The sequence below is a fragment of the Richelia sinica FACHB-800 genome (assembly GCF_014698825.1).
Taxonomy (GTDB): Bacteria; Cyanobacteriota; Cyanobacteriia; order Cyanobacteriales; family Nostocaceae; genus FACHB-800.
In genome coordinates this window covers 23,460-42,643 of record NZ_JACJTT010000029.1, presented here as the reverse complement: position 1 = coordinate 42,643, position 19,184 = coordinate 23,460, and the positions used below count along the sequence as shown (strand labels likewise).

The following is a 19,184-nucleotide window of genomic DNA, read 5'->3' as shown; positions in this document are numbered from 1 at the left end:
AATGGAAACAGGTTTAATCTGGTTGTAGTCATGCCTTCTGTCCATAGTATTGAATCAGATGCGCCGTTCAGCCTCTATCCAAACTTTGTTAATTTATGGTCTGAGTGGCCCGATTATCGCTCTTAATGTGTGGCTGCTGTCTTTGCTGTTTCGTTATTTTCAGCACCCAATTACTATTTTGAGTATTGCGGCGATTTTAGCTTTTTTGCTGAATTATCCGGTCAAGTTTTTTGAACGCGCTCGGATTACACGTACTCAGTCAGTGATTCTAGTTTTATTGATTACTTTAACTGTGGTGAGTGTGCTTGGTGTCACCTTGGTGCCAATGGTGATTGATCAAAGCATTCAGCTGTTAAATAAAATTCCTGATTGGTTAGCTGCTAGCCAAGCTAATCTGGAGCATTGGGAAAATTTGGCGAAGCAGAGACGCTTACCTATAGATTTGCGGATTCTTAGTAATCAAATCAACGCTAGTATTCAAAATTTACTGCAACAAATCGCTTCTGGGGCGGTGGGAGTGGCAGGAATTTTGCTGTCAGGACTCCTGAATATGGTGTTGGTGGTGGTACTAGCATTTTATATGTTGGTGTATGGCGATCGCGTGTGGCTGGGTTTGGTCAATCTTTTACCTACACCGATTCGGGGCCCTTTAACTAAGTCCTTACAACTCAATTTCCAGAATTTTTTCCTCAGTCAACTGTTGCTGGGGCTGTTTATGGTCGTTACTCTCACACCAATTTTCCTATTTTTAGGAGTACCCTTTGCCTTACTATTTGCGATCGTCATTGGTATTTCTGAACTCATACCTTTTATTGGGGCAACTTTAGGCATTGGGTTAGTGGTATCTTTGGTATTTCTACAAAATTGGTGGTTAGCATTGCCAGTAGCGGCTGCGGCTATTATCATGCAGCAAATTAAAGATAATCTCTTGGCTCCCAAATTACTAGGTGATTTTATTGGTCTCAATCCCATTTGGATTTTTGTGTCCATTTTGATGGGATTTGAAATTGCTGGTTTACTAGGTACTCTGGTGGCCGTACCTATTGCTGGTACTATCAAAGGCACCTTTGATGCCATGAAAAATATTAACCATAGAGAATTTAGTCAAAATTTCCATATTTACGAACCAAGGGGAAATCAGGGGTGGGATCAGGAAACTGGCGAATAGGATATAGGCAATATGGATGCTGCTGAACTGTTAGAAACGATTACACGCTTAATTGACCAAGCTGAACGAGGAGATATTGACCCTTGGGATGTGCAGGTCATTGAGGTAATTGACCGTTACTTAGAATTAATGGAACCCAAGGCCAATCCCAAGGGTTATGAAAACGACTTGTCCCGTTCTGGACAAGCTTTTTTATCAGCATCTATGTTGGTTTTGTTTAAAGCCAATACCTTAATGCAGTTATCAGCAGCGGAGGTAATTGAAGGTGATGAATTGGATGAACCACTTTTAGATGGTGAAGGTGGATTATTCTATCCTGTCCAGCGTCTCCAATTGGAGAAGCATTTGCGTCGTCGTTTAGCGGCTATGCCACCACCAAAACGCCGTGTCACTCTGCCAGAGTTAATTGAACAATTGCAGATTATGGCGAAGCAGTTAAAGTTGGTGGAAAAAGCCAATAAGCCTAAGCGAATTAAGCGCCAGCCTAGTTTACAAACTATGCGTGAGGCCTTAGAGTTGGCCCACCAGGAAAATTTAACAGAAGTCGCTTTGGAATTGGAACAGGTATTGCTGCTGTCTGCCCAAAATTTGCATGGGGAAGAAAATTATTGGAGTTTAGAAGAATTGGTGCAGATGTGGACAAATAGCAAACCTCCAGCACTGAATGACTCTCACTCTCATTCAGAACATAGCGATAAAGTGGGTGTTTTTTGGGCTTTACTACTACTTTCCGCACAATCTAAGGTGGAGCTATTTCAAGAGGAGTTTTATCAAGAGATTAAAATTCGGTTGTTGCAGCCAAATACGGCAATTAGTAGTTCTGGACGGAACTGAACACAGGTATATGGGAACAAAGCCTTGAAAGAACGGCCCTCTGACCTTAGAGATAATTTACCTAACTTTTGCATCCACCCAACCCAAAATCCGAGAAAATTGATCAAGGAGTAGGGATTGTCTATGATTGGGCGATCGCTATCAGCAGCATGGAAATTTATATCTATGCTTGTATATAGAGTAGATTGGAGTGATTTTCTACAAATTCTTGGGTTAGATCAAAATAAAAACAGATGCTTAAATATCACTCAATAAAAGTAAACTGGCTGGTGGTTGAGGAATAAAAATTTATGAAAGCGATGATTCTCGCAGCAGGTAAGGGTACTCGTGTACGTCCGATTACTTTTACAATTCCCAAACCAATGATTCCTATCCTGCAAAAGCCAGTGATGGAATTTTTGCTGGAGTTGTTACGCAAGCATGGATTTGACCAAATTATGGTCAATGTGAGCCATTTAGCGGAGGAAATAGAAAGTTATTTCCGGGATGGTCAACGGTTTGGTGTGCAAATTGCCTATTCTTTTGAAGGGAGTATTGTTGACGGAAAACTGGTAGGGGAAGCGATTGGTTCTGCTGGGGGAATGCGTCGCATTCAAGATTTCTCACCCTTTTTTGATGACACCTTTGTGGTTTTGTGTGGAGATGCTTTGATTGACTTAGATTTAACTGAGGCAGTCAAGTGGCACAGGTCAAAGGGGTCAATCGCTACGATTATTACTAAATCTGTACCCTTGGAAGAAGTGTCTAGTTATGGGGTGGTGGTGACAGATGAAAATAATCGCGTCAAAGCTTTCCAAGAAAAACCTTCCACTGACGAGGCTTTGAGTACCAATATCAACACTGGTATTTATATTTTTGAGCCTGAGGTATTAGATTACATTCCATCGGGCATTGAGTATGACATTGGGAGTCAGTTGTTCCCCAAATTAGTAGCTAATCATGCTCCTTTTTATGCCATTCCCATGGATTTTGAATGGGTAGATATTGGTAAAGTACCAGATTATTGGCGGGCCATTCGTGGTGTGTTGCTAGGAGAAATTAAAAATGTGCAAATTCCTGGCCATGAGGTAGCACCTGGTATCTACACTGGCTTGAATGTGGCAGTGAATTGGGACAAGGTGGATATTACAGGCCCAGTTTACATTGGGGGTATGACCAGAATTGAAGATGGTGCGAAAATTGTCGGGCCAGCCATGATTGGCCCTAACTGCTGGATTTGCAGTGGTGCAACAGTTGATAATAGCGTGATTTTTGAATGGTCACGCTTAGGCCCTGGTATTCGTCTAGTAGATAAGTTGGTGTTTGGACGTTACTGTGTGGATAAGACAGGGGCCACTATCGATGTACAAGCTGCGGCCTTAGATTGGTTAATTACAGATGCAAGGCAAACTCTACCTTCTCAGCCTCCTGTAGAACACCAAGCGATCGCGGAATTGTTGGGAACCAATGTCAATTAATGGCTAGTCTCAGTGGTTGTGGAGTCACCTATTTTGGATTGACTCCACCCCTACTGACTCCTGACTTCTGCTATAGTGCGTTACAAAACCAGAGCTTGTATCAGTATGTCAGTTTCTACCACTCTTTCCCAACTGGTTGATGTGCTTGGGGCCCAACCTGTCAATTTATCTGCATCTGCTTTAGTTCAAGTCGGGACAGGGATACAAACCGATACTCGGATGTTGCAACCGGGTGAGGTATTTTTGGCTTTGCGGGGTGAAAAGTTTGATGGCCACGATTTTGTGGAAACGGCTATTGCCAAGGGAGCGATCGCTGCTATTGTCGATTTTGACTATGAAAATCCTGGCTTTCCTGTGTTACAAGTTCCTCATACTCTCAAAGCCTATCAACAAATTGCTCGCTGGTGGCGCGATCGCTTAACAATTCCTGTGATTGGGGTGACAGGTTCCGTAGGCAAAACCACAACCAAAGAACTGATTGCCGCAGTTTTAGGAACCAAGGGACAAGTTCACAAAACCTATGGCAATTTCAACAATGAAATTGGTGTACCCAAAACTCTCCTGGAACTCAATACCAATCACGACTATGCAGTGATTGAAATGGCTATGCGGGGAAGGGGACAAATTGCTGAACTGACAGAAATTGCTAGACCCACAATAGGCGTAATTACTAATGTAGGAACAGCCCACATTGAGTTACTCGGTTCTGAACAAGCCATAGCAGAAGCCAAGTGCGAGTTATTGGCAGAAATGCCTAGTGATAGTATTGCTATCCTCAACCATGACAACCCTTTATTAATGGCCACAGCAGCGCGAGTTTGGTCAGGGAAAGTAATCACCTATGGTTTTTCTGGTGGCGATATTCACGGGCATTTAATCGATAATGACAATGTAGAAGTGGCAGGAATGCACCTACCTTTACCATTACCAGGCCGTCATAATGCTACTAACTTTTTAGCCGCTTTAGCAGTAGCCAAGGTATTAGAAATTGATTGGTCATCTCTGCAAGCAGGGGTGATGCTAAATATGCCCACAGGTAGATGTCAACGCTTCACTTTACCTAACGATGTCTTGATTTTAGATGAAACCTATAATGCTGCCCCAGAAGCCATGTTAGCGGCTTTGCAATTATTAGCAGACACACCAGGAAAGCGCAAAATTGCTGTTTTGGGAGCAATGAAAGAATTAGGAGAAAGATCCCAACAATTACACCAACGAGTTGGGGAAATGGTGAAAAATCTCAATTTAGATGGTTTATTGGTATTAGTAGACGGACAAGATGCGGAAGCGATCGCTAGAAGTGCTAATGGTATTCCTTCGGAATGCTTTGCTACCCACGCTGATTTGGTCGAGAGGTTAAAGACATTTGTTCAAGCAGGCGATCGCTTATTATTTAAAGCAGCCCATTCTGTCGGCTTAGATCGGGTCGTTAATCAATTGCGGACAGAATTCTCTGCTTAACTATTTTCAGATATATAATTAATGCTAATGGCTAAGGTTTCCATTGTTATAGCCTTTCATCAATATCGTGATACATCTATATTCCTTCTTGTAAGGGTTGAGTAATTCTCAACCCTTACCCAAGTTTTTGTTTGTATCATCATGAAGGTGAAACTGTATTAGCCATTAGCTACTATCTATACCAGAAAATATTAAGCTGCATCCAATCAAATTCAATCATGATTAAACGTAGACAAACACAGATAAAATCAGTATTAGAGCAATAGATTAGACAAAATTTCTGTTATTTAGTCTGTATTAATGACATTTAATTCATAGAAAAAGCACTTTTCGTATATCAATTAATATAAATAATATTGGGAAAAATTACATATTTTTTTGGTAATTTTTAATGAATATCAAATTTCTTTCAGACACAAATATCAACTTTTTGTCCCATTGAGTCACCCCTTCAGGTTGTTATCTTCTCTTGATTTTGAAACAATCAAAAATAAGACGAGGTGAAATAAATCTCTCCTCTCTGTTTATAAAGGAGGAATACTCATGGCTAATATTCAAATAGCTCAGTTACTACCTGCTGGTTATGATTTATTTAACGACACTACCAGCTTTGTCAATGACCTAGCAAATCAAGATTTACAAACCATCGTTGGTGGTGGACACCATTCTTGCTGGGATCGTAGCCATTATGAGCGCTCTCACTCTCACCATTATTCTCACAAAGACTATAGCTATGATTGGGGAAAAAAGGGTAAATACTGGTATTAATCAATTATCCAAGTAGAGATATTTTTGGTCAATCATCTACTCAAAATAACTGACTAGATGTTAGATAGGGATGGGTATTTAGCCCATCCTCATCATTGTCTCTATAACAAATTAACCGTTATTTCTACTCCAAAGAGAAAATAATTGTAGGGAATTACTCCGCCAAACTAAAACCATTACATTAATTAATAAACAGGTTACAGCTAAGGAGAGCAAGATATAGGTTGGTAACATTACCACACCAACCATAAACCATGTATAAACATGCAAAATCATCACACAGGCAAATATACTAGCAATCCCTGTAGATAACCATAATTGCACAGGAGGACGATGGAAAATTAACAGAATAATAGTGAATAATGTTGCTAATAAATTTGCAGGGACAAGAAAAGCACAAATAGCAGTGCAGTTGTTACGGGATATCTCAGCTAAGGTGTAGAAATCGAGCATCAATTTATGGTGATAGTCTTATTCTTATTATATTCAAGTTAATATTTATTTAGTTAACTAGAAAAACATTAGCTTAAAAGTGATTACTCACATTCATACCTTTACATTATTTAAAGAATTTTCTAGACATAATTATGGTGGGTATAACCCACCTGGAGTAGATTAACCCATCAAAATTACAGTATCAATCACATGAATTACACCATTATCAGCTTCAATATCAGCAGCTAAGACAGTGGCATTTTTCACTTCAAAACCATCGTCGCAATTAATTTTGATCGGAGAACCTTCCACAGAAGTCACAGTACCAAGTTTCGCTAAATCAGCTTTGGTCAGTTTGCCAGGGACGACATGATACTTTAAAATTCTGGTTAACTGGGGAATATTCTGTACAAGAGTGGTAATAGTTCCCGGTGGTAGTTTTGCAAAAGCATCATCAGTGGGTGCAAACACTGTAAAAGGCCCAGGACTTTTGAGGGTGTCCACCAAACCCGCAGCTTGCACCGCAGTCACCAAAGTTTTAAAACTATCATTACTAACCGCAATATCCACAATATCAGCCATTGAATTTACCTCATCGCTGCCAGAGATTCTAAAGCATAGTAAATCATGTTTAACTTTTATTAATGAAAATATTGCTAAAATATCCCCTTATGATTTTCCTAAGATTTATCTATAGATGACATGGGTTGCACATACGCAATACTGGGAACTGGTGCTTTAGGAGGGTTTTACGGTGCTAAACTCCAAAAAGCGGGTTATACAGTTCACTTTTTACTCCGTAGTGATTACCAGCAAGTTAGTCACAATGGTTTAATTGTTGAATCTAAAGACGGTGACTTTACCCTACCTCAAGTTAACGCTTATCAAAATGTTGAAGAAATGCCACGCTGTGATGTAGTGGTATTAAGCTTGAAAACAACCCAAAACCATCTCTTACCCCAGTTGCTACCATCCGTAGTCAAAGATAATGGAGTAGTTTTAGTATTGCAGAATGGACTGGGTATAGAAGCGGAAGTCGCAAAAATTGTTAGTCATGTTCAGGTTATCGGTGGATTATGCTTTCTTTGTGCCAACAAAATTGCACCTGGACATATTCACCATGTTGATTATGGAAGAATTATTTTAGGTGAGTATAGTTCTAACTATCAGATTACAGGTATTGGTGACAAAATACGGCAAATTGCCCTAGATTTTGAAAATGCGGGTATTGAAATAGAACTGACAACAGATTTATTGCTAGCACGCTGGAAAAAGCTAGTTTGGAATATTCCCTACAATGGCTTATCTGTCATTCTTAATGCCAGAACCGATGAATTAATGGCAGATGAATATACATATAAACTTGTGGAAAATTTAATGTATGAAGTGGTTGCAGGGGCAAAAAGTACAGGACGGAATATTCCCGACAACTTTATCCCTACCATGTTGGATTACACAAATAAAATGACACCATATCGCACCAGTATGAAAATTGATTATGATGAACGTCGTCCCTTAGAAATAGAGGCGATTTTTGGTAATCCTCTCAGAACAGCACAATCTTTAGGTGTCAATTTACCGCAAATCACCTGTTTATATCAACAGTTGAAATTTTTAGATTGGAAAAATAGAAATATCAGTTATTCGTAATCACTTCCAGAACCAAATTTCCAAGCATCTAGCCATCGATGCCAATAATATTGCTGTGTTGGTGACAAACTCTTAATGAAGGGTTCTAAAATTGGGCTGAGAGAAAATAAAGCAGCATAAATTCCTAAATTACTATAATGTAATAACCAATCAAATAGGTTAAATAATCCTACTTGGGGAAGAATATTAGCAACTACAAGAGGATGAGACAGACCAGTTTTTAATAAAGTTTGAGTTAAAGCAGGAAACTGGACGATATCTTGTAAAAAAGGTTTGAGAACAGGAGTACCTAGTTTTTCCATTTGGGCAAAAACTACGGAAAGTAAGTGATTAATTTGGGTGGGTGGAATTGTTTGATTTAATTTCACACTCATAGCTTTTTGAAACAACCAGGTTACACTTAAGCTAGGTTGATAAGGTTGAAGTAAAGCCAAAGCTTGGGCAGATAGTTGTTGAGTTTGCAAAGCCTCTGTAATACCAATGGTTAAGCGTCGTAAATGTCGTATCATTGCCCCAAACCCACCAAAGCTTAAAGGTGACTGACTACCGCTACTATCTCCAATGGGTAAAATGCGATTCCAAGGTGTTTGTAAAGGACTTTGACGATAGGTAGGAAAAAAACCAAATAATGCTCGTTGAAATTTTAACTGGTTGATTTTGATATCTTGATATTCTGGTAAAAGTCGCAAATATTCATCAAATAAATTTTCTAAAGTTAATCTTTGAGGTTCTGCATCTAAGTAGGTAAATAAATAAGTTGTTCTCCCATCTTTGGCAGGAAATGCTTCCCAAAAATATTGACATTGATTTTGCAAATTTGTAAAAGATAATAATAAATCACCAGTTGTATTCTCAGAAAAGCCTTGAGCACAACTACCAACGACTAAACACAGGGCATCCGGTTTTTTACCTTGACGGGCTTGTTGAGTAATGGGTGAAAAATGGCCCATGGCATCTAGTAATAATCTAGCGGTGAATTGCTGATTTATTTTCACACCATTAGGATGTACAATTACATCAATAAAAGGTGTATTTTCAAATAAATTGCCTCCAAGTTTCAGAAATTTTTGTTTTAATGTTTCTAACAAATAACCTGGATCTACACCAATATTTAAAACATCTTCCACCCAAACTTCTGTACCACCTTGAAAGCTGACTCGTGCAGGATTATATTCTGTAACTATGGATGTGGCTAATTCTTCGTCTGTAAGTAAATCTAATTCTCTCAATACAGCTAATTCTTTACGGGAAATATTCCACTCCTGTTCCCTACCTCGTAAAATTCCTCTTTCTAGTAAGGCAACCTTGAACCCTTGCACTGCTAAGGCACAACCAATTAAAATACCCAAGGTTCCACCACAGATAATGACATCCCATTCCACAGCATCTAAATGATTTTGATTTTCTGTCACTACTTGAGGTACAGGTGTGTTACCATTCCTCAATGATGCGAGTATACTGTCAGCACGACGTAAACCCTCTAAAACATTGCCTGGTAGTTGGGAAAGCACTTCTTCGGTCAGAGACATAGGTTAGCTTTGGTGAGTCAGGAAAATTATAGAAAGACTGATGCTAAATTTATGGCAAATTTCAGTTTATTCTAAAATAAAGAACACCATCAATTCTTTTCTAGGCAATAGTTATGAATCGTTCTAAAATAGTGGCAATTATTACAGGGGCAATTTCTATATTGCTGGCTATAGCTTACTTGATTATTGTGCAAATTCTTGATTATCGAGATATGCAACCAGCACCCATTAGTCAAGTTAACTCACAAGCTGTGGAAATTGCTATAGTTAATCTCGAACAGCAATGTCACAACATTCAATTTATATGAAAAAATAAATTATTTCGTAGTCTATGCTGGAGGCTACGCATTGGCAATTTTTGGCGGTGCGTTGCGCTACGCGACAACACTACATAGAAATTGCTAAATTTAGATATTGACTATAGGCTTACATTTTTTGTGATTAGTCAATTGACATTTTGCATATTTTTTGTTTCACGCTATGAAAATATGTGCGATATTCCCGCCAATATTCCAATGCCATTAATAACTGGTCTTCTATCCTCAGTTTCCCAGGCCGCCCTGTTTTCACCTTTGTTTTTGAACGCGCTCGCACTACCTCCGTCATCTGACTAAAAGTCTCCGGATGCACACCACATAAGCGTTTGAATTCTTCCGGTCTTAGCTTCTTTACCTTTTCGTAGCTCATAGATGTCAACACAGTTCTCACCTACTTTTCCCACGCTCCGGTGACTTTTGCAAGATGTCTAATGTCAAGCAAGACTTTTACAAGCGCAGAGTTTGAATATTGATAATTACATTTCCAGGTTGTTGAATTGTATTAAAAATATATGCTACTTCTCCAGCGAATTGAGAAATTTACTAATAGTAGAGGCTAATATTTCTGGTGATTCAATTACTATTCCATGACCACATTTTTCTAAAATTACTAGTTCCCCATTGGCGATATTCTGACTCAATTCATAGGCAAACTTCACAGGAGTGAGAATATCTTCTTGTCCAACTATAATCTGAGTGGGACAATCTATATATTTGAGGCGGTCGAAGGTATTACTGGCTATAATAGCTTGGCTATGATGCCATATAGTTTGTGGTAGTGGTGGAAAATTATAATTGACTGCCATATTAATGAGCATATCAATCATATCGGGAATATTATAGAATTCTTCGGTATAAATCCAAGGTAAAATGGTTTTTTGATAAAGTGCTAAATCTATTTTTCCAGCTAATTCACTCCAGGTGGAAATAATGCTACATAAGCGGAAATCAGGTTTTGCCCATGTGGAAATCAGGATTAATTTTTCTACTATTTCTGGATATGCTAATGCTAGTTCTTGAGCAATTTGTCCACCCATGGAATGACCAATAATCTGGGCTTGATTGATGCCTAGTTTTCTTAGTAAGGCAGCAATATCATCAGCCATGTGTAAGATATTGTATGGCTTATCTATAGCGGAACTACGACCCATACCACGATTATCCACACGAATGACTTGGTAATTTTTGGTCAGATGTGACATGAGTATTGACCAATAGGTGTGGTCACAAAGAAAACCGGAAATTAAAACTAAGGGTTTCCCTGTACCTTTAATGTCGTAAAAAAGGTCAATATCATTGATTTGTACATGGGGCATAGAGTTGTGAAGATTTTGCTCAGGATGATATGTTTCTACCTGTTTGCACTAGCCAAATTGCTAAAAAAGCGATCGCTATACCTGTAATCATAAACCCAGGAACGTAGCTAAAGTTATCTACTACCCTACCTAAAAAGGCTGCACCTATCCCTTGACCAATAAATAAATTAAAGGCAAAGAGGGATACCGCAGTCCCCCGTGACTCTGGTGCTAGTTCTGTGGCCCGGGTTTGCAGTGTACTATGCATCATATAAAATCCCAATCCCATGAGGATATTCATGGGGACAAATAGCTGCCAGTGATGGGATAATGCGATCGCTATATAAGCCACAGACATCAAACATCCACCCACAGCAATTAAGCCATTCTCACCAAATCTCCGCACCAACCACTTCACCGCGCGACTATAAATCAAACCACCCACACCAAAGCTACTGAGCATAAAACCAATGGCAACATAGGGTAAACTAAAGCGATCGCGCAAGAAAGCACCAGTATAGGCAAAAGCCCCAAATAGCCAAAAACCTTCGATAAATACCCCAATCATGACCGTCCTAGCTTGCGGTTGGGTAAGAAGTTGGTAATAGGGTTTAAACTTTAGCCAGCCTGTATTTTGCTGTGGTTGATTAACGGAGATACCATGAATTTTACGCCAAAAAAATCCAGCAATAATTAAAGAAGCAATACCAAACAACAGAAATATTTGTCGCCAACTAACATATTCACCAAAAATACCACCTAAACTACCACCGAGAATTTGACCCAGCACCATTGCACTCAAATATTTACCAATGGCAGCTTGACGTTCAGAATAGGGGAAATTATCGCCAATATATGCCAAGGTAATGGGGATAATACCCGCCGCAAACATCCCCGTCAAAAACCTGAGAATAGTTAATAAGACTAAATCAGAAACAAATGCACAGGCAGCAGTGCCTACAGCAAAAGCTGTGAGGGCAATAGTAATGACCTTTAATTTGCCGATGCGATCGCCCAATGGCCCATAAAATAATTGAAATAGTCCATAGGGAATGGTGTAAGCAGAAACAATCACGGCTGCACTTCCAACACCAACCCCAAACTCCTTGGCAATAATATGTAATAAAGGGTCAATCACGCGGACATCGGCAATTACCATAAAGGTAGCCGCACCTAACAACCCCAAAGATACACGCCTGTCGCCTGTTTTTTCCATGACAAAACTTTCAATAAAGTCAGATTTCGCAAAAACTAAAAAACACCTGTAAATAAGGTGCATTGAACTGGCTTTGATTAATTCACTTTTGCCTTTGCCTAGCAGCAGCCAAGATATCCTCTTTAATTGGCAGCTTATCCGGTTTTTATGGGTCGCCCGGGATTCGAACCCGGAACTAATCGGTTAAAAGCCGAGTACTCTACCGTTGAGTTAGCGACCCTTTTGCGTTTCGCAACTTTCCTATTATAGCACTAACATCCAGGGATTTGTAAAGGGGTTTCTAGAAAAAATTTGCCACTAATTTCACAGAAGCAGTTTTGCTAGCCCCAGGTGCTAAAACTGTCAGGTTTTCACCAGAGTTTAAGGCGTTGCGTCCGGCCGTCCAAGGTTCTAGGCAGTAGAAATCCTTGCCCTTGAGCGTCCAGAAAACAAGCATAGCATAGATATCATCATAATCAAGGGTCAGTTTTAGCTTGCGGTCATGATCTGTCACAGCCGCTGACTGACTCCGCAAATGCCCAAAGGCAAAATCGATTTCTTCCCGGCTAAAATCAAATTGACCGTTAAAGGCGTGAATTTCCTTGGTTTTTTGGTCTAGATATTGGCCAGAGGGAATGGCAAACTCTAGCTGAGATTTATCACCACATTGAAAATAGGGATGAAACCCAGCCGAAAATGGTAGGGGTGTAGACGACAGATTTTGATAATGCTGGTTAATGACCAGGGAATTGCCTTGGAGGATATAAGTAAAAGTCAGCTTAAACTCGAAGGGATAAACAGCCCTGGTTATGTCGTTACTTTGTAAGACTACTGTAATACTAGCTTGATTCTGGGTTACTTGCTCAGTTACTTGCCAAGGTAAATCACGACCAAAACCATGTTGTTTGAGGGTATATTCTTTACAGTTGTGGGTATAAACATTATCTGGCAAGTTACCGCAGATGGGAAATAAAATTGGCACTCCCCCTCTAATGCTTAAATCTGGGTGAGCGAAGCGTTCAGTATCTAAATACAGAATTTCTTGCCCTTGGATACGCCAACGGGTAATAATACCGCCCCTTTCTGGTACAACTTCTATTTGGGAATTAGCTTCCGTATCGGTGAGGATATAAGTCTGGTATTGTTGTGCTGCTAGGGCGATAGTAAACATAAGTAAGTTAGTAAGTAATGATTGGTGTTTGGTAATTGGTAATTGGCAATTGGAAGTTAATCTAGTTACCCATTACCCATTACCTAATTACCGAATTTATTCGTCTTCCGCAAAGATGAAGCGATATAACTCACTGGAGTCGGGTTCAGGGCTGCTTTCGGCAAATTTCACAGCGTCTTCAACGACTCCTTGAATTTTCTTCTCAATAGCTTTAAGTTCAGCTTCTGTTGCCAGGTCATGTTCCAGCAAATAAGCTGCTAACTTCTTAATTGGGTCACGGGCAAACCAGAAGTCTTTTTCATCCTTGCTACGCAGTTCATCTGGGTCTGCGAGGGAGTGGCCCCGGAAACGATAAGTTAGGGCTTCTATCAGGGTTGGCCCTTCTCCTGCACGGGCACGGGCTACCGCTGCTTGTGCTACTTCCCGTACAGCTAATACATCCATGCCATCTACTTCTACGCCAACCATGTTAAACACACTGGCTTTTTTGTAGATTTCTGGTTGGGAAGTAGCTCTTTCATGGGCCATACCAATCGCCCACTTATTGTTTTCTACCACAAAAATAATCGGCAGTTTCCAGAGGGCTGCCATATTTAAGGTCTCGAAAAATTGACCGTTGTTAGCTGCACCATCACCAAAGAAACAAGCGGTTACTTGGTCAGCACTTTCATCTCCTAATACTTCTCGGCGATATTTGCTTTGGAAAGCTGCACCAGAAGCCACAGGAATACCTTCAGCCACAAAGGCATAGCCACCGAGTAAGCGATGTTCAGCAGAAAACATGTGCATTGAACCACCGCGTCCTTTGCTGCAACCTGTGGCTTTACCAAATAATTCTGCCATTACCTCTCTAGCTGGCACACCTGCACTCAAAGCATGAACGTGGTCACGGTAGGTGCTGGAAACATAGTCTTCACCAGGTCGCATTGCCCCTTGAATGATACCGGTGGAAACAGCTTCCTGACCGTTGTAAAGGTGAACGAAGCCAAACATTTTTCCTCTATAATACATTTCGGCGCATTTATCTTCAAAAAAACGCCCTAATGTCATATCTTCATATAACCGCAACCCTTCTTCTTTGGTAATCTTGACGGTGGCCGCATTAAATGTGGGTAATGTGCGTTCTTGAACCATTATTTTGAAGTATCCCTGTTGTACTTAAAGTTACGGTCTTTAATCTTAAGTTGGGCTTAGTTAACGTCAGCCATTTTAGCTAGCGTTGGCAAAAGCTAACAGTCAAATTTTATCAAGATAGACGAGAGGTGAAACACTCCTGTTTGTATGGTCGTCTGAGTTAACCATACATAGTGAACTCACTACGCTAAAACTCTCCTGACTTCCACAAGAGTGTTAATTATCCACTAAAAGAGGTAAGGGGGGAACGGGTAGACTATAATTTCCTTTTTTCTCAGAGTTGGATTTATCTGTCCTCATAAATTACCAATCTGAGCAAGTTTGGTTCTGCATAGCCATTAACAATTTAGGCAGTTAGCAAATATTCAAGTGAAAATATGATGTTTTGGCTGTTTGTGTGCGACTGATGACCAAAGTGGGTATCCTATCATGGGAGTAATACATTCTTTAATCGGCACTTTTATAACCATTTAGTAATAAATTACGTGTGTTACACCTACCCAAATACGTGGCTTATGGTTTAAAACTGTGTATATATCAGAATAGATACCTAAAATTGACTATGGATTCAGCGTTGCATTTACATTTTTGTGAGCAGCCATTCTCACATAAAAATGCCTTTGACCAAGTTTGTTTATTCATCTAGTCATTCCTGAGATATTTTCATGATTGAAATCCTCGCCACACTTTCTGCCAGTGCCGCAGCGGGAATGAGAGTCGGTGTACCCTTGCTGATTATTGGAATTATGCAGGGGCAACAACTGTGGTCACAGGTGCCGATTTTATCACATATTTCTCCCCATGTTTTAATCGGTTTACTGACAAGTTGGTCATTATTTGAGTTATTTGCGTCCAAAAAGCTCCTTGGACAAAGAATAGTACAGCAAGTTGAATTATTTTTATCACCATTAGCTGGGGCAATTATGGGGTTAGCTGTGGCTACAGCAACGGCAACACCAGCCTGGCTAATTGCTTTTATTGGTGGTTTATTGGCATTGGTACTTCAGTTAGTCCTGGTAGGCTGGTTTTATCGCCTCCGGGGGTTGCCTCTGTGGGCAGTATTATTACAAGATATCCTTTGCATTGCTTTGGTATTTTTTGCCGTTGATGCCCCTCGTCAAGGGGGACTGATTGCTTTATGCTTGCTGTGGTTTGCTGTCCGCAGTGCGAAACAGTGGTACGAGTGGTACTGGCAAAATCGTCGCAACTGAATACACTTGTTTGATCATGAATCAGGTGGTGTTCTGTGGCTATGCCTCAACAATGGTTGAAAACTACGAAGATTTAATTTTCTGACTGGTCGAATGATTACAATAAAATTGTCACATACCCAACTTTTGGAGTTTTGGCAGTGGGCTTATTTGATGATTTTAGTCGCTTTTTAGAAAATCGCTTAGAAGAATTTCTCCGGAACAATCCTCATTTAGAGTTAGAAATGCTGCTGGAGCAATTACGGGAACAGGAAGAGGATACCATAAAGCTGATTGCAGATTTAAAATTACAGGAGAAGCGATCGCAAGAAGAAATTCTCGATACTGCCCAAGAAATTCAACGTTGGCATATCCGCATCCAAAAAGCCCAAGCTGCTGGTAGAGAAGATTTGGTTGTGCCAGCCCAACAACGGGAAGCAGCCTTACTCCGAGAAGGAAGTCAAAAATGGGGGCATATGCAGGGCTTAAAGGAACGCATTACCCAATCAGAAGAATTATTGCGGAAAATTCAAGAACGTCGTCAAGAAGTCCAAGCCAAAGCCACCGCAGCCCAAACAGCACGAACCCAGTCCCAAAGTCAGCAGCGTTTAGAAACCAATGCTTGGCGAAATCCTGTCAATAGTTACTCTAGTAAGGGTGATGATTTAGAAGAGAAGTTTCGCCGTTGGGAAACAGAAGATGAACTAGAACAAATGAAGCGTAATTTAGGTAAGTAAAACCAATTTAAGGTTCAAGATGAACCATGACAAATAAGGCGTATAAATTACGCAATGTTGGTTTATCTGACAATTTCTATTTGTAGATTCAACCTCTTGCAAAAGTCCTTTTTTTGGCTTCTTCTTTGTCTTTGCACTGCATTCACTTCTCCTATCGGAGACGGCGAACAAGTCGGGAAACCTGCCCAACGCGCTGCCTTGCCTTTGCGTGAGACAAAAAATTATTTATGCAAGAGGTCTAGTGTGTTGCTGGTATTATTAATTAGGGGCGACTGCCCCAAGACAAAAACATGGAGATGTCTAATATTTTGGCTCGAAACTTTTCAATCCAGACTAAAATTCCTGCTATATAGCTATAGACAAGGGAGTTAGAACATTCCCAACAGATAAAACGTAGACAATAAAAGCCTTTTAGCACTGTCACCTGTCCCCTGTCACCTGTCACCTGCTATACATGCGCTGGGGGCAACTCTAAAGGTATCGTTCCTAATAAACCTTTGCGAAAATCTGTAATCAGTTGTCTAGCAGTCCTTTCTACATCTCCTTTGTAACGGTGTTCTGCTAGTAGATGTAAATATGCTTCCCCGGTATGAATAATAGAGTCCAGGTCATAGCGAGATAGTAAGGGGTTGCCTGGTAAAGCATGGGGGTTAATTTCTTGCAATTCATTCAATATATCTACGAATGCCCCTGCTATCAGTTGATTATCATAGGAAGCTTCACCAATATCATCACAAATAGCTAATTTGACTGCCGCAGCTTGATTGTCTAGTCTGGAAGGGATAACACCAGGCGCGTCTAGTAATTCTAATTGGTCAGAAATTCTCACCCAGCGTAGTTGACGAGTGACACCGGGACGGGCTGCACTTTCGACTACTCGTCGCCCCAACAGACGGTTAATTAGGGCTGACTTACCAACATTAGGAAAACCAATCACTACAGCGCGTACCGGACGGGGTAACATTCCTCGTTCTTTTCTGCGTTGGTTGAGTTCTACCCCTGCGGCTTGGGCGGCTTTGGCGATGGCTGTGATACCTTGACCTTGTTGGGCGTTGGTAAAGTAGGGGACTTCTCCTTGGGCTTGAAAATATTCTGTCCAGAGCGATCGCACTTGAGGCAAAATCATATCAACTCTGTTTAATACCAGTACCCTAGCTTTATTACCCACCCATTCTTTCATTTGGGGATGATGGGTAGATAGGGGAATACGTGCATCCCGCACTTCCAAAATCACATCTACCCGTTTGAGTTGTTCCTTCAGATTTTTTTCTGCTTTGGCAATGTGACCTGGGTACCACTGGATTAAATTTAATTTGTAGTTCTGTGTAATTCCCATTGTTTAGTTTGATTGATGTAAAATTAATCTGTTACCGTCTGGGTCGTAGGCATAAATTTCTTGACCATGGGAGGCGTGGCTGATTTCTCCCGGTGGTGGATAGCCTAAAGACTGAAGATGAGCGATCGCATCCTGTAAATTACTCACTTCTAAACACAAACTTAGCGGACTTCGGTCATTAACTGCAAATTCTGATTCATATCTAGCTTTGGGTTTAAAAATTCCTAATCTGAGATTCACAATTTCAAACTCAGCGTATACACCCGCAATTAAATTAATTGGTGGTTTTTCTAAAATTTGAGTATAAAAATATACTAATTTATCAAAATTCACTGTACCAATAGTGAGAAGTGCATGTTCATATTCCATCTGAGGAAAAATAGCCGTTATTGAGAATTTGTGAGTAATTTACCACAGGATAGCTATAGCATTTTAAGCTGTTACGCAGCTAAATTTGCTCATTCTTATATAGTTAAGTCTTGTCGTACTGTCATCTTGCTCATTGGACTTAGATAAATTAAATGCACAATAGTTTATAACTGATAGCAAACCAATTTATAACTAAAGATAGTAGCTATAAAATTACCACTACCATTTTTCTCTAAATAGTCTGAAAAAATCTCTGATTTACCCCACCAGATAATTACCTCTCTAGATTCATACTGGAATGAATTTATTTCCTGTATTCTGACAATGGTAATCATCAAAATAATTCGCTAATAATGTCCAATTTTTCCAACAACATAGAAGATTTATTCATTGAACTCAATAATCAAACTGCTGCTCATATATTGGGTGGTTCAACAGATGTTTCAGAACCTATCGCTGTAAATATTATTGATAATACTCAACCCCAATTAACCAGCAATAGCCTACCACTACCAGGAAATTATCAGGCTTATGGAATGACTCCTTTTGCTCCCACTTTACCTGCTACTAAACTACCTCGCTTAAACCCGATTGAACCATCTCCAAGAACAAAACCAAACGTTAAAAATGCTATCAATATTACTATTCCCCTACCACTACCAGTTTATAGTTAATTTCCTCTGATTATGAAAATTGACAATTAATAAAATAGTAAAATAAGCAAAAAGGTCATTTATCTTAGCAATATTTCTTTATATTATATAAGCCAAACCGTCCCTGAGCAAAAGTTAAAAAAACCAAAACAAGAACTAATAACCAGATTTTATATCTACAGATGTATAGCTCAATAATAGACAAAATCTAAAATAGATTACTGAATTAGCAAACAACCCCAGAGAAGATATTTATTATGCACGAAAAAAATGTTAAACCCCAGATATTAAGAGATTTATCCATAGCCGAACAAGATATTTTTCAAGGCGGACAAACATCATTCAGTTTAGGTCAAATGGCTGATGTATTGGGTCAAGGCTTTCCCAATGTACAGCCATCAAATCCATTTGGTGCAGGTGTTCAAGGTAATGAAGTTGTAAAAGCTTATAGTAATAATAGTGGTACAATTTTATATTAGGTAGGA

The 19,184-nt window shown here is 39.8% G+C and carries 21 protein-coding genes and 1 tRNA gene; 11 read left to right on the top strand and 11 right to left on the bottom strand.

The features are described 5' to 3' along the window. Positions 1–58: 58 nt before the first annotated feature. The 5 genes from H6G73_RS17720 (at position 59) to H6G73_RS17700 (ending at position 5,688) form a co-directional block, all read left to right on the top strand. The gene (locus H6G73_RS17720; RefSeq protein ID WP_190606875.1) at positions 59–1,168 is read left to right on the top strand and encodes an AI-2E family transporter; all 1,110 of its coding nucleotides are present in this window, start codon (positions 59–61) and stop codon (positions 1,166–1,168) included. 12 nt (positions 1,169–1,180) lie between these two features. Next, entirely contained in the window at positions 1,181–2,002 is an 822-nt protein-coding gene (locus tag H6G73_RS17715; protein WP_190606873.1) for a segregation/condensation protein A, read from the top strand. Positions 2,003–2,292: 290 nt separating this feature from the next. After that, positions 2,293–3,459, top strand: a complete 1,167-nt coding sequence (locus H6G73_RS17710) for a sugar phosphate nucleotidyltransferase (RefSeq protein WP_190606870.1) — start codon at positions 2,293–2,295, stop codon at positions 3,457–3,459. 105 nt (positions 3,460–3,564) lie between these two features. Next, positions 3,565–4,920, top strand: a complete 1,356-nt coding sequence (locus H6G73_RS17705) for a UDP-N-acetylmuramoyl-tripeptide--D-alanyl-D-alanine ligase (protein WP_190606868.1) — start codon at positions 3,565–3,567, stop codon at positions 4,918–4,920. 543 nt (positions 4,921–5,463) lie between these two features. Beyond that, positions 5,464–5,688, top strand: coding sequence for a hypothetical protein (locus H6G73_RS17700; RefSeq protein WP_190606866.1), 225 nt, complete (start codon positions 5,464–5,466; stop codon positions 5,686–5,688). Between the two features lie 111 nt (positions 5,689–5,799). Here the strand turns inward: H6G73_RS17700 and H6G73_RS17695 are convergent, their stop codons facing one another. Next, complete coding sequence (locus tag H6G73_RS17695) at positions 5,800–6,141, bottom strand: hypothetical protein (RefSeq protein ID WP_190606864.1); 342 nt, start codon at positions 6,139–6,141, stop codon at positions 5,800–5,802. Positions 6,142–6,303: 162 nt separating this feature from the next. Next, on the bottom strand, positions 6,304–6,705 hold the full coding sequence (locus tag H6G73_RS17690; protein WP_190606861.1) for a fasciclin domain-containing protein: 402 nt from the start codon (positions 6,703–6,705) through the stop codon (positions 6,304–6,306). A 120-nt stretch (positions 6,706–6,825) separates the two neighbouring features. Here H6G73_RS17690 and H6G73_RS17685 point away from each other — a divergent pair, with 120 nt between their 5' ends. After that, positions 6,826–7,773, top strand: coding sequence for a putative 2-dehydropantoate 2-reductase (locus H6G73_RS17685; protein ID WP_190606860.1), 948 nt, complete (start codon positions 6,826–6,828; stop codon positions 7,771–7,773). Here H6G73_RS17685 and H6G73_RS17680 read toward each other — a convergent pair. Then, the gene (locus H6G73_RS17680) at positions 7,764–9,302 is read right to left on the bottom strand and encodes an FAD-dependent oxidoreductase (protein ID WP_190606858.1); all 1,539 of its coding nucleotides are present in this window, start codon (positions 9,300–9,302) and stop codon (positions 7,764–7,766) included. The two genes, H6G73_RS17685 and H6G73_RS17680, sit on opposite strands and share 10 nt — an antisense overlap. Before the next feature lie 113 nt (positions 9,303–9,415). On the opposite strand from H6G73_RS17680, the gene H6G73_RS17675 reads away from it, so the two are divergent. Then, entirely contained in the window at positions 9,416–9,610 is a 195-nt protein-coding gene (locus H6G73_RS17675) for a hypothetical protein (protein WP_190606856.1), read from the top strand. A gap of 133 nt (positions 9,611–9,743) precedes the next feature. On the opposite strand, the gene H6G73_RS25160 is transcribed toward H6G73_RS17675, so the two are convergent. The 6 genes from H6G73_RS25160 to pdhA all read right to left on the bottom strand — a co-directional run bounded on the left by H6G73_RS25160 (position 9,744) and on the right by pdhA (position 14,414). Next, a complete protein-coding gene (locus tag H6G73_RS25160) occupies positions 9,744–9,908 on the bottom strand; it encodes a transposase family protein (protein ID WP_390840380.1) in 165 nt (54 codons plus the stop codon). A gap of 226 nt (positions 9,909–10,134) precedes the next feature. After that, positions 10,135–10,935 (bottom strand): alpha/beta fold hydrolase, encoded by an 801-nt coding sequence (locus tag H6G73_RS17665; RefSeq protein WP_190606852.1) that lies wholly within the window; start codon positions 10,933–10,935, stop codon positions 10,135–10,137. A gap of 19 nt (positions 10,936–10,954) precedes the next feature. Beyond that, a complete protein-coding gene (locus tag H6G73_RS17660) occupies positions 10,955–12,130 on the bottom strand; it encodes an MFS transporter (RefSeq protein ID WP_190606850.1) in 1,176 nt (391 codons plus the stop codon). 148 nt (positions 12,131–12,278) lie between these two features. Then, positions 12,279–12,350: transfer RNA gene (locus tag H6G73_RS17655), tRNA-Lys, on the bottom strand. 60 nt (positions 12,351–12,410) lie between these two features. Further along, on the bottom strand, positions 12,411–13,280 hold the full coding sequence (locus tag H6G73_RS17650) for an aldose epimerase family protein (RefSeq protein WP_190606848.1): 870 nt from the start codon (positions 13,278–13,280) through the stop codon (positions 12,411–12,413). 96 nt (positions 13,281–13,376) lie between these two features. Next, complete coding sequence (gene pdhA, locus H6G73_RS17645) at positions 13,377–14,414, bottom strand: pyruvate dehydrogenase (acetyl-transferring) E1 component subunit alpha (RefSeq protein WP_190606846.1); 1,038 nt, start codon at positions 14,412–14,414, stop codon at positions 13,377–13,379. Between the two features lie 665 nt (positions 14,415–15,079). Between pdhA and H6G73_RS17640 the strand changes: the two genes are divergently transcribed. Then, a complete protein-coding gene (locus H6G73_RS17640; RefSeq protein ID WP_190606844.1) occupies positions 15,080–15,625 on the top strand; it encodes a DUF4126 domain-containing protein in 546 nt (181 codons plus the stop codon). 140 nt (positions 15,626–15,765) lie between these two features. Further along, positions 15,766–16,341 (top strand): TIGR04376 family protein, encoded by a 576-nt coding sequence (locus tag H6G73_RS17635; protein ID WP_190606842.1) that lies wholly within the window; start codon positions 15,766–15,768, stop codon positions 16,339–16,341. A gap of 448 nt (positions 16,342–16,789) precedes the next feature. Here the strand turns inward: H6G73_RS17635 and ylqF are convergent, their stop codons facing one another. Both ylqF and H6G73_RS17625 read right to left on the bottom strand, forming a co-directional pair. Beyond that, the gene (gene ylqF, locus H6G73_RS17630) at positions 16,790–17,677 is read right to left on the bottom strand and encodes a ribosome biogenesis GTPase YlqF (RefSeq protein WP_190606840.1); all 888 of its coding nucleotides are present in this window, start codon (positions 17,675–17,677) and stop codon (positions 16,790–16,792) included. Between the two features lie 3 nt (positions 17,678–17,680). Beyond that, positions 17,681–18,046, bottom strand: coding sequence for a VOC family protein (locus tag H6G73_RS17625; protein WP_190606838.1), 366 nt, complete (start codon positions 18,044–18,046; stop codon positions 17,681–17,683). A gap of 353 nt (positions 18,047–18,399) precedes the next feature. Here H6G73_RS17625 and H6G73_RS17620 point away from each other — a divergent pair, with 353 nt between their 5' ends. Next, positions 18,400–18,720, top strand: coding sequence for a hypothetical protein (locus H6G73_RS17620; RefSeq protein ID WP_190606836.1), 321 nt, complete (start codon positions 18,400–18,402; stop codon positions 18,718–18,720). 236 nt (positions 18,721–18,956) lie between these two features. Beyond that, positions 18,957–19,178, top strand: coding sequence for a hypothetical protein (locus tag H6G73_RS17615; protein WP_190606834.1), 222 nt, complete (start codon positions 18,957–18,959; stop codon positions 19,176–19,178). The last annotated feature ends 6 nt before the right edge of the window (positions 19,179–19,184 follow it).

Excerpts from the sequence above, each read along its gene's own strand:
- H6G73_RS17720 (WP_190606875.1), top strand. The coding sequence starts at position 59 with ATGCGCCGTTCAGCCTCTATCCAAACTTTGTTAATTTATGGTCTGAGT.
- H6G73_RS17715 (WP_190606873.1), top strand. The coding sequence starts at position 1,181 with ATGGATGCTGCTGAACTGTTAGAAACGATTACACGCTTAATTGACCAA.
- H6G73_RS17710 (WP_190606870.1), top strand. The coding sequence starts at position 2,293 with ATGAAAGCGATGATTCTCGCAGCAGGTAAGGGTACTCGTGTACGTCCG.
- H6G73_RS17705 (WP_190606868.1), top strand. The coding sequence starts at position 3,565 with ATGTCAGTTTCTACCACTCTTTCCCAACTGGTTGATGTGCTTGGGGCC.
- H6G73_RS17700 (WP_190606866.1), top strand. The coding sequence starts at position 5,464 with ATGGCTAATATTCAAATAGCTCAGTTACTACCTGCTGGTTATGATTTA.
- H6G73_RS17695 (WP_190606864.1), bottom strand. The coding sequence starts at position 6,141 with ATGCTCGATTTCTACACCTTAGCTGAGATATCCCGTAACAACTGCACT.
- H6G73_RS17690 (WP_190606861.1), bottom strand. The coding sequence starts at position 6,705 with ATGGCTGATATTGTGGATATTGCGGTTAGTAATGATAGTTTTAAAACT.
- H6G73_RS17685 (WP_190606860.1), top strand. The coding sequence starts at position 6,826 with ATGGGTTGCACATACGCAATACTGGGAACTGGTGCTTTAGGAGGGTTT.
- H6G73_RS17680 (WP_190606858.1), bottom strand. The coding sequence starts at position 9,302 with ATGTCTCTGACCGAAGAAGTGCTTTCCCAACTACCAGGCAATGTTTTA.
- H6G73_RS17675 (WP_190606856.1), top strand. The coding sequence starts at position 9,416 with ATGAATCGTTCTAAAATAGTGGCAATTATTACAGGGGCAATTTCTATA.
- H6G73_RS25160 (WP_390840380.1), bottom strand. The coding sequence starts at position 9,908 with ATGACGGAGGTAGTGCGAGCGCGTTCAAAAACAAAGGTGAAAACAGGG.
- H6G73_RS17665 (WP_190606852.1), bottom strand. The coding sequence starts at position 10,935 with ATGCCCCATGTACAAATCAATGATATTGACCTTTTTTACGACATTAAA.
- H6G73_RS17660 (WP_190606850.1), bottom strand. The coding sequence starts at position 12,130 with ATGGAAAAAACAGGCGACAGGCGTGTATCTTTGGGGTTGTTAGGTGCG.
- H6G73_RS17650 (WP_190606848.1), bottom strand. The coding sequence starts at position 13,280 with ATGTTTACTATCGCCCTAGCAGCACAACAATACCAGACTTATATCCTC.
- pdhA (WP_190606846.1), bottom strand. The coding sequence starts at position 14,414 with ATGGTTCAAGAACGCACATTACCCACATTTAATGCGGCCACCGTCAAG.
- H6G73_RS17640 (WP_190606844.1), top strand. The coding sequence starts at position 15,080 with ATGATTGAAATCCTCGCCACACTTTCTGCCAGTGCCGCAGCGGGAATG.
- ylqF (WP_190606840.1), bottom strand. The coding sequence starts at position 17,677 with ATGGGAATTACACAGAACTACAAATTAAATTTAATCCAGTGGTACCCA.
- H6G73_RS17625 (WP_190606838.1), bottom strand. The coding sequence starts at position 18,046 with ATGGAATATGAACATGCACTTCTCACTATTGGTACAGTGAATTTTGAT.
- H6G73_RS17620 (WP_190606836.1), top strand. The coding sequence starts at position 18,400 with ATGTCCAATTTTTCCAACAACATAGAAGATTTATTCATTGAACTCAAT.
- H6G73_RS17615 (WP_190606834.1), top strand. The coding sequence starts at position 18,957 with ATGCACGAAAAAAATGTTAAACCCCAGATATTAAGAGATTTATCCATA.